General features: G+C 71.7%; 7 protein-coding genes. 5 read left to right on the top strand and 2 right to left on the bottom strand.

The window, feature by feature from the left end:
* Positions 1-814: RNA polymerase sigma factor (locus E1291_RS18650; protein WP_131739098.1), on the bottom strand; the 814-nt coding region annotated here is incomplete at its 3' end.
* Positions 815-1,150: 336 nt separating this feature from the next.
* Between E1291_RS18650 and E1291_RS18645 the strand changes: the two genes are divergently transcribed.
* From E1291_RS18645 to glgX, 5 genes are all read left to right on the top strand, one after another.
* Positions 1,151-1,729: a DUF4262 domain-containing protein gene (locus E1291_RS18645; RefSeq protein ID WP_131739097.1), complete on the top strand. Its 579-nt coding sequence runs from the start codon at positions 1,151-1,153 to the stop codon at positions 1,727-1,729.
* Positions 1,730-1,761: 32 nt separating this feature from the next.
* Entirely contained in the window at positions 1,762-2,337 is a 576-nt protein-coding gene (locus E1291_RS18640; RefSeq protein WP_131739096.1) for a GNAT family N-acetyltransferase, read from the top strand.
* A 211-nt stretch (positions 2,338-2,548) separates the two neighbouring features.
* Entirely contained in the window at positions 2,549-3,223 is a 675-nt protein-coding gene (locus E1291_RS18635; protein ID WP_131739095.1) for a hypothetical protein, read from the top strand.
* Between the two features lie 36 nt (positions 3,224-3,259).
* A complete protein-coding gene (locus E1291_RS18630; protein WP_131739094.1) occupies positions 3,260-5,545 on the top strand; it encodes an N-6 DNA methylase in 2,286 nt (761 codons plus the stop codon).
* Between the two features lie 112 nt (positions 5,546-5,657).
* Positions 5,658-7,751: a glycogen debranching protein GlgX gene (gene glgX / locus E1291_RS18625; RefSeq protein ID WP_131739093.1), complete on the top strand. Its 2,094-nt coding sequence runs from the start codon at positions 5,658-5,660 to the stop codon at positions 7,749-7,751.
* Here the strand turns inward: glgX and E1291_RS18620 are convergent, their stop codons facing one another.
* Positions 7,752-8,153 (bottom strand): hypothetical protein, encoded by a 402-nt coding sequence (locus tag E1291_RS18620; RefSeq protein WP_131739092.1) that lies wholly within the window; start codon positions 8,151-8,153, stop codon positions 7,752-7,754.
* Positions 8,154-8,310 lie beyond the last annotated feature (157 nt).

The raw sequence follows: 8,310 nt of genomic DNA, 5'->3' as shown, positions 1-8,310 counted from the left end.
CGCGCGGCGGCCGGAGCGCCCCGGCCGAGCCCGTGAGCCGCACGGAGGCGGCGGAGGCGAGATGGGACGGAGGCGGCACCAGCACCAGGCCGGCGAGCAGCGCCTCGGCTGGGGCCAGCGACCGGCGGTGCGCCGAGCACGCCGCGCACTCGCGGGTGTGGCGGGCGATCCGCTTGCGCCACACCGGCTCCGGGCGGCCGTCCCAGCCGGCCGTGAGCGCGGCGAGCCCCGGGCAGCGCGGCGCGGCCGTGAGCGCCCGCACGACCACCCGCCCGGTCTCCAGCTGCTCCTTCATCCGCTTGACCCGCACCGCCGCGTGCCCCGCCGGGACCTCCAGCGCCTCCGCGAGCTCGGTGCGGGTCAGTTCGCCGCACACCTCCAGCCACCACAGGGCCAGCAGGGCGCGGTCGCCGGGGTCGAGCCAGCGGGTCGCCTCGGCGACCTCCCGGCGCTGCCCGGACAGCCCGAGCCGCACGATGGTGACCTCGACGAAGTCCCCGTCCGGGTCGGGCACCTCCCGGGCGTGCTCCAGCCCGACGGTCGGCCGCCGGCGGTTCGCCGTCCAGCGCCGCCGCACCTGGTTCATCGCGATCGCCACGAGCCAGGAGCGGAACCGCGCGGGGTCGCGCAGGCCGCCGAGCCCGTTCAGCGCGCGCAGCATGGTGTCCTGCACGACGTCGTCGACGTCCGCGTGGCCGTCCAGGGCCCGTCCGACGACGTTGTACACCAGGGGCAGGCAGTCGGAGACCAGCCGCTCCCGCGCCGCGGGGTCCCCGGCCCGCGCCGCCGCGATCAGGTCGTCACCGCGGTCCATGGGCCTCCCTTCCGCACACCGGGCCGAACCGTTCGGCCCCGAGGAGAAGACCCCGGACGCGCGGCGCCGATTACCCAAAATCCTGAAATGCCGGATCAGTATCGCGGCGCATCGCCCCGGGCGGGCGCGGTTCCGCGCCGGCGGTTCCGAGGGCCGAAGGCGGCCCCCGGCGGGCGTGACGCTCCCCCACCGAAGCCTCCGCGAGGCCGGACGCGCCACGCCCCGAGGAGGCCGCGTTCGCCGGGGGCGAACGGTTTGCCGGGCGGTCCTGCGGGCTCTTCCCGGGGGTGCCCCCGGCCGGGATCAGGACGGTGAATAGATCGTAAGCTGAAGGCCATGTCCGACGGTGACCCCTCATGCGCGTGCGTGATCTGTCACGACCACGGCGACCGCGAGAGCCTGGACAACTTCCAGCTCCGCACGATCGTGCACATCAGCCAGTACGGGTGGAGCGTCGTTCTGGTTCACCCCGACGGCGAGGGGCCCGGCTGGGCGTACACCATCGGGTTGTGGCACAGCCACCGCTCCCCCGAACTGGCGATGTTCGGCGGCGACGTCTACGAGATGGAGGAGTCGCTGAACACCCTCGGCCGGCAGGCGGCCGACGGTCGCGCCGCCGAGGACGGCGAGCGCCGCGACGACATCGTCCGCGGGCAGCAGGCGGCGTTCCGCGCCGTGGACGTCCGCTGGTACGGCGCCCTGCTCGGCGGCGCCCTCGCCTTCTACCGGCGCCCGCCGCTGCCGTTCCTTCAGGTCGTCTGGCCGAACCCGGAGGGGCTGTTCCCCTGGCAGCCGGGCACCGACCTGCCGTTCCGGCACTCCCAGCCGTGGCTCTGGCTGGCCCCGTCCCAGCATCCCCAGGGCGTCTGGACGCGGCATCTGCGCGACCCGCAGGAGTGGCCCCCGGGCACCTGACGCGTCCGCTGACCAGGACATAGGATCGGCGGGTGTACGGGCCGATCGCCGAGACCATCCTGACCCAGCGCCTCGTCCTGGAGCCGCTGACCGTCCACCACGCCGACGAGATGGCCGAGGTTCTGGACGACGCCCGGCTGTACCGGTTCATCGGCGGCGAGCCCCTCACCCCCGCCGAGTTACGCGCCCGCTACGAGCGTCTCGTCGCGGGCCCGGCGCCCTTCCACCGGGAGTACTGGCTCAACTGGATCGTCCGCCGCGCCCGCGACGGGCGGGCCCTCGGCTACGTCCAGGCGACCGTGACGCCCGCGCACCCCGGCTTCGCCGTGGCCCCCGCCGCCGAGGGCTCCACGGTCACGCCCGCCCCCGCCCGCAACGTCGCCGCGATCGCCTGGGTCATCGGCATGCCCTACCAGGGCTTCGGCTTCGCCACCGAGGCCGCGCGCGCCCTCGTCCCCTGGCTCCTCGCCCACGGCGCCGGCGACATCGTCGCCTCCATCCACCCCGCCAACCTCGCCTCCGCCGCCGTCGCCGCCAAGCTCGGCCTCCGCCCCACCCCCGAGACCACCGACAACGAAACCCTCTGGCGCCTCCCCCGCGGGGGTTAACAAAAAGTGCATTGGCAATGCAGTTGCCGAGTGGGGGACACAGAACTACCGTTTGAGTCGGCGCGAGCGGTCATGCCGGGCCGGAACGGCAACCGGACTCACGAGAAGCAAGTGCCCCGGGCGGCATGCGCTGCAGAGGCGGACCCGGGGCTTCCGCCCCCAGTTTAACACCCCGGCCAATCGCGCTCTGGGACGCAGAAAAGAGGACATCGTGACCGGCCCGACCCCCACGTGGCTTCACCAGGCGCTCTCGGCGGCCCGTTTCGGTCCCTACGTCGCGTCCTCGGGCGGCGACGTCGAGCGGGCGTCCCGGCTGTACCAGTGGAATGTCGAGGTGTCCGCGGCGTTCTACGTGCCCCTGCACTGGCTGGAGATCGCCTTACGGAACGCGCTCAACGAACGCCTGCGTGCCGCGTACGGCCGTGAAGACTGGTGGGACCGGGCGCCACTGGTTCAGGGCGGCCGGACGAAAGTGGACCAGGCCCTTAAGAATGCGCGGCGCAACTCCCGGCGAGAAGGCAGCCGCTCCTTCGCCCCGGACGACGTGGTCGCCGAGTTGAGCTTCGGCTTCTGGGTCGGGCTGCTCAGCCGCAAGAATGACCGGACGTTCTGGGTGCCCATCCTGCACCAGGCGTTCAACGGCTACAACGGCCGCCGCGACGACCTGCACAGGGACCTTCTGTCGATGGTGCTGTTCCGGAACCGCGTCATGCACTACGAGCCGATCCACCATCGCGATCTTGAGAAGGACCGCCACACGACCTATCGGTTGCTGGAGTACATCGGCCCTGAACTCGCCGGGCAGGTCCGGCGGCACGACCGCGTCCCCGCCGTGCTGGCGGGACGGAACGACGCATGCGCCGGAGACCATGCGCCCGGCCTGTAGGAGGTACCGGTGATCGAACCGGGCACCCTTGTGTCCATGGCGGACATCGCACGGCTCGCCGGAGTTCGGCGCCCTGCGGTATCGAACTGGCGCCGCCGCCACCCCGACTTTCCCACCGCGGCCGGGCGTTCGCCGCATGAGATGTTCGACGCCGGAGAGGTCGCCGGATGGCTCGACCGGAGGCCGATATCGGCGGCCGCGCGAACCCCCGACGAGCCGCCGGGCACCACTTTCGGTGACCGCTTCCGCCGGGCCTTCTCCAGCCTTGACCCCGTGCGGGAAGACGCGCCCGGCGAACGCGCGACGGCGTCGCGACCAGAAGCGGCGGCCGGCGACCCGGTTTCCGGCGGGGACGACGCGGCCCGACGCGTCGTGGCGCCGCTCGCCAACTGGCTGGCGGGTCTGCGCGGTCTCGGCGATACAGCGCCCTACACCGACACGCTCCTCCTCCTGCTCTACCTTTGCATCTGCGATGTGAAGAGCTGGTCCTGGCTGGTGAACGAGGTGACGGGCCGCCCGGGGCGGCCGTTCAGCGAGTCACTGCCACAGGCGGTGGCGCGCCACGTGAGGGAGCACCCTCAGCGGTCCTGGATACGCGACGGGTTCTCCTGGTCCTGGATCCAGGAGCACAGTCATGGCACGTTCTTCGATCTCGTCGTCCGCATCTCCACGCTCAACGATGCAGGGGCCCTCGCTCCCTTCGGCGCTCCGGCGGACGACGCGAAGTTCAAGGCGAAGGTCTTCGCCGACCTCGTCGGCCGGATCACGGCGCGGGAGGGAAATCGGCGCGGCGAGTTCCACACGCCGCGATCAGTGACCGATCTCGTCGCACGCATCGCCGCGGTGGACGGTTCGCACCGTCTCTACGACCCCTGTTGCGGGACGGGCGAGCTTCTCGTGGCGGCGGCCCGGCCGGGCATGCGTGAAGGACAGGTCCAAGGGGACGCGCTCTCCGCCAGAGCAGCCCTCGCGACCGGGCTCAGGCTCGCGATCCATGGGCTTCCCACCCGGCTCTCGGCGGGCGCGATCCAAGAGCTTCGCCGGCCCACTCATGGCGAAGGCGCCTTCGACAGGATCGTGTCCAACCCTCCGTTCAGGATGAGCCCGTGGACGGAACTCGCTCCCGGCGATCGGCGCTGGACCCACGGGACTCCGCCGGAGGGCAGCGCGACCTTCGCCTGGCTCCAGCACGCCGCCTGGCTGCTCGCGCCCGGCGGACGCGCGGTCGTGGTCATGCCGCCGACCAGCGTCTACTCCTCGCACCGCGCCGAGCGCGACATCCGGCGGCGCATGGTGCAGGACGGGCTGGTGCGATGCGTCATCGAGTTGCCGCGCGGCCTGTTCGACGCCACGGAGACCGCCGTGACCGTGTGGGTTCTGGAGAAGCCACCGAGGAAAGGGCCCCGGCCGAACGGCGACCTTCTCCTCGTCGACGCCAGCTCCGCCCCGGAACGGGAGTTCGGCGGGATCGCCGATGTCTACGACGCATGGAGTGCCAGCGAGTCCCTGCCCGAAACGGGCGTCCTCGCCCGCGGGTTCTCGCCGGACGAACTGGAGAAGATGCTGTACGTCCTCAGCCCACGCGGACTCCTCAAACCACGGGCCGGATGGCGGGACAAGAGGGAGGCAGGAGAGCGCGTCCAGAGGTCCGCCGATCTCATCCGCCGTCTCACGGAGGACGCGGAGTGGATCGACACCCCCACGAACTGGTTCCTGAGTGGTGGCGTGCCCGGCACGGGCCCTCAAGGAGAAATGGTGCGGCTGGAGGAGGTGTGCACCGTCCAGATGGGGCCGTCTGGGAGTATCCCGCTGACCGGCGACCGGTCAGGCGTGCCCATCGTGACGCCCGCTCAGATCAGAGACCGCCGGTTGCACGACACCGGCCTGGAGTACGCCGCCCTCGACTACGCCGAGGACCACCCGCAGTACCTGCTGGAGCCCGGCGACGTCGTCTGCGTGCGGACTGGCCTGATCAGCAGGACGGCCATCGTCGGCGAGCAGCAGGCCGACCGGCTGCTCGGACGCGGCTGCCTGCTGCTGAGGCCGGGGCCTGGCATCCTCCCCAGCTACCTCCTGCACTATCTGAACCACCCTCGGGTCGTGGAGTGGGTCCTGCGGTCGGCGACGGCGGCGGTGCTGCCGACGATCAGTATCCGGCGGCTCCGGGACCTTCCGGTCTCCCTCCCGTCCCTGCCACGCCAGGACGAGATCGTCGCCCCCCTGGACGCGTTGGACGACCAGATCGCCGCGCACACCGCGCTCGTGCGGGCCGCGCGCGAGGCGCACGGCCACATGCTGGAGGCGCTCCTCCCCGAGGTTTGAACCGGGGTGATCGTGACACTCTGGTATCGGGGGGCGGCGGACGGATGCGGCGTGGGTAGGCCAGAATCGACGGGGATTCACGTCGGCCGGTCGAGGAACGGGAGCGGAGCGCATGCGGGAGGTGTGGCCGGGGGACCCGTACCCGCTGGGCGCCACCTGGGACGGAACGGGCACGAACTTCGCGCTGTTCTCCGAGGTCGCCCGGCGGGTGGAGCTGTGCCTGTTCGACGCCGAGGGACGGGAGACGCGGCGCGAGCTGCCCGAGGTGGACGGGTTCGTCTGGCACGGCTACCTGCCCGGCGTCGGCCCGGGCCAGCGGTACGGGTACCGGGTGCACGGGCCGTTCCGGCCGCGCGACGGCCACCGGTGCAACCCGTCGAAGCTGCTGCTCGACCCCTACGGCAAGGCCGTCGAGGGCGAGGTGCGCTGGCACGAGTCGCTGTTCTCCTACCGGTTCGCCGACCCCGACGCGGTGAACGAGGACGACAGCGCCCCCCACATGCCGAAGAACGTGGTGATCAACCCGTTCTTCGACTGGGGCGACGACCGGCCGCCGCGCGTGCCCTACCACGAGAGCGTCATCTACGAGGCGCACGTCAAGGGGCTGACGCGGCTGCACCCGGGGATCCCCGAGGAGCAGCGCGGCACCTACGCGGGCCTGGCGCACCCCGTGATGATCGACCACCTGCTCGACCTCGGCGTGACGGCCGTGGAGCTCATGCCGGTGCACCAGTCCGTGCCCGAGCACGCGCTCGTGGCGCGCGGCCTCACCAACTACTGGGGCTACAACACCATCGGGTTCCTCGCGCCGCACAACGCCTACAGTTCGTCCGGGCAGTACGGCGAGCAGGTGCTGGAGTTCAAGGCGATGGTGCGGGCCCTGCACGAGGCGGGCATCGAGGTCATCCTGGACGTGGTCTACAACCACACCGCGGAGGGCGACCACCTGGGGCCCACCCTGTCGTTCCGCGGCATCGACAACGCCTCGTACTACCGGCTGCGCGACGACGACAAGCGCTACCACCTCGACTACACCGGCTGCGGCAACTCGCTGAACGTCCGCAACCCGCACGCCCTGCAGCTCATCATGGACTCGCTGCGCTACTGGATCCTGGAGATGCACGTCGACGGGTTCCGCTTCGACCTGGCCTCGGCGCTGGCGCGCGAACTGCACGACGTCGACCGGCTCGCCGCGTTCTTCGACCTCGTCCAGCAGGACCCGGTGGTGTCGCAGGTGAAGCTGATCGCCGAGCCGTGGGACGTCGGCGAGGGCGGCTACCAGGTCGGCAACTTCCCGCCGCTGTGGACGGAGTGGAACGGCAAGTACCGCGACACGGTCCGCGACTTCTGGCGCGGCTCGTACGCGACCCTGCCGGAGTTCGCGTCCCGGCTGACCGGCTCGTCCGACCTCTACGAGCACAGCTCGCGGCGGCCGTTCGCGTCCATCAACTTCGTCACCTGCCACGACGGGTTCACGCTGGCGGACCTGGTGTCCTATGACCGCAAGCACAACGAGGCCAACGGCGAGGACAACCGGGACGGCACCGACGACAACCGGTCGTGGAACTGCGGAGAGGAGGGCCCGTCCGGCGACCCGAAGGTGCTGGAGTTGCGGGCCCGCCAGCGCCGCAACTTCCTGGCGACGCTGTTCCTGTCGCAGGGCGTGCCGATGCTGTCGCACGGCGACGAGCTGGGCCGTACGCAGCGGGGCAACAACAACGCCTACTGCCAGGACGACGAGATCGCCTGGGTGCGCTGGGACGACCCCGCCGAGACGGACTTCGTGCGCGCCCTGTCACGGCTGCGGCACGATCATCCTGTGTTCCGGCGGCGGCGCTTCTTCACCGGGACGGGCACCGGCGCCGCCGCCGACATCGCGTGGCTGACCCCGGCCGGCGAGAGCATGACCGACGAGGACTGGAAGGCCGGGTTCGCCAAGTCCCTCGGCGTGTTCCTCAACGGCGACGCCATCACCGAGCCCGACCCGCGGGGCCGCCGCGTCCGCGACGACTCGTTCCTGCTGCTGGTCAACGCGGGGGCGGAGGCGGTGGACTTCGTCCTGCCCGGCGCCGGGTTCGGCGAGCGCTGGGAGTTCGTGCTCGACACCGTCGTGCCGTCGGCGGCCGTGGAGCGCCCGCGCGTCAAGGCCCGCGACGGGCTGCGGGTCGAGGGCCGGTCACTACTGGTGCTGCGCCGCCAGGGCTAGCTACACGCGGCTGACCTTGAGGGCCGTCAGGAACACCAGGACGAGCGTGGCGAGCGCGACCAGCCCGTGCACGACCACGGCGGCCGCCGGGAACGCCTGCTCGGCGCCGCGGGCGTGCCGCCCGCCGCGTCCTACCAGCCAGCGGGTGAGCAGCACGAACCCCTGCAGAATGACCACGACCAGGGCGGAGAACGCGCCCCAGGCGTACCCGGCGGTGCCGGTGGCGAGGTAGGCGATCCACACGGCGAGCCCGGCGACGGCGGCGAGCGGATGGGCCACCACGACCAGGATCGGGAAGCGGGTCACCTTCGTGGAGCGTCCCCCGTTCGCCGACCAGACGACCAGCAGATAGCCGCCCGCCACCGCGGCGAGGACCCACGCGACCAGCGCAGCGAACTCCACCTCCGCTCCTTTCGCGCGCTTCCCGTCCCCCAACCCCAAGTGTCGCCCTTCCGGCCCCCCGTCGTGACTGATTCGTACATATTCCTCTACGCACGGTCATCACCCCCGTCAGGCGCGGCGTCCCGTCCGGGCCCGCGGAGCGCCGACGCGGCGCGCC

It is taken from the genome of Actinomadura roseirufa, assembly GCF_900659635.1.
In the GTDB taxonomy this organism is placed as follows: Bacteria; Actinomycetota; Actinomycetes; order Streptosporangiales; family Streptosporangiaceae; genus Spirillospora; species Spirillospora roseirufa.
The sequence above is the reverse complement of the archived record's forward strand: the minus strand, read 5'-3'. Positions and strand labels throughout refer to the sequence as shown.

What these genes read in the sequence shown, in the direction of transcription:
- E1291_RS18645 (WP_131739097.1), top strand. Translation starts at nt 1,151, where the DNA reads ATGTCCGACGGTGACCCCTCATGCGCGTGCGTGATCTGTCACGACCAC.
- E1291_RS18630 (WP_131739094.1), top strand. Translation starts at nt 3,260, where the DNA reads ATGGCGGACATCGCACGGCTCGCCGGAGTTCGGCGCCCTGCGGTATCG.
- glgX (WP_131739093.1), top strand. Translation starts at nt 5,658, where the DNA reads ATGCGGGAGGTGTGGCCGGGGGACCCGTACCCGCTGGGCGCCACCTGG.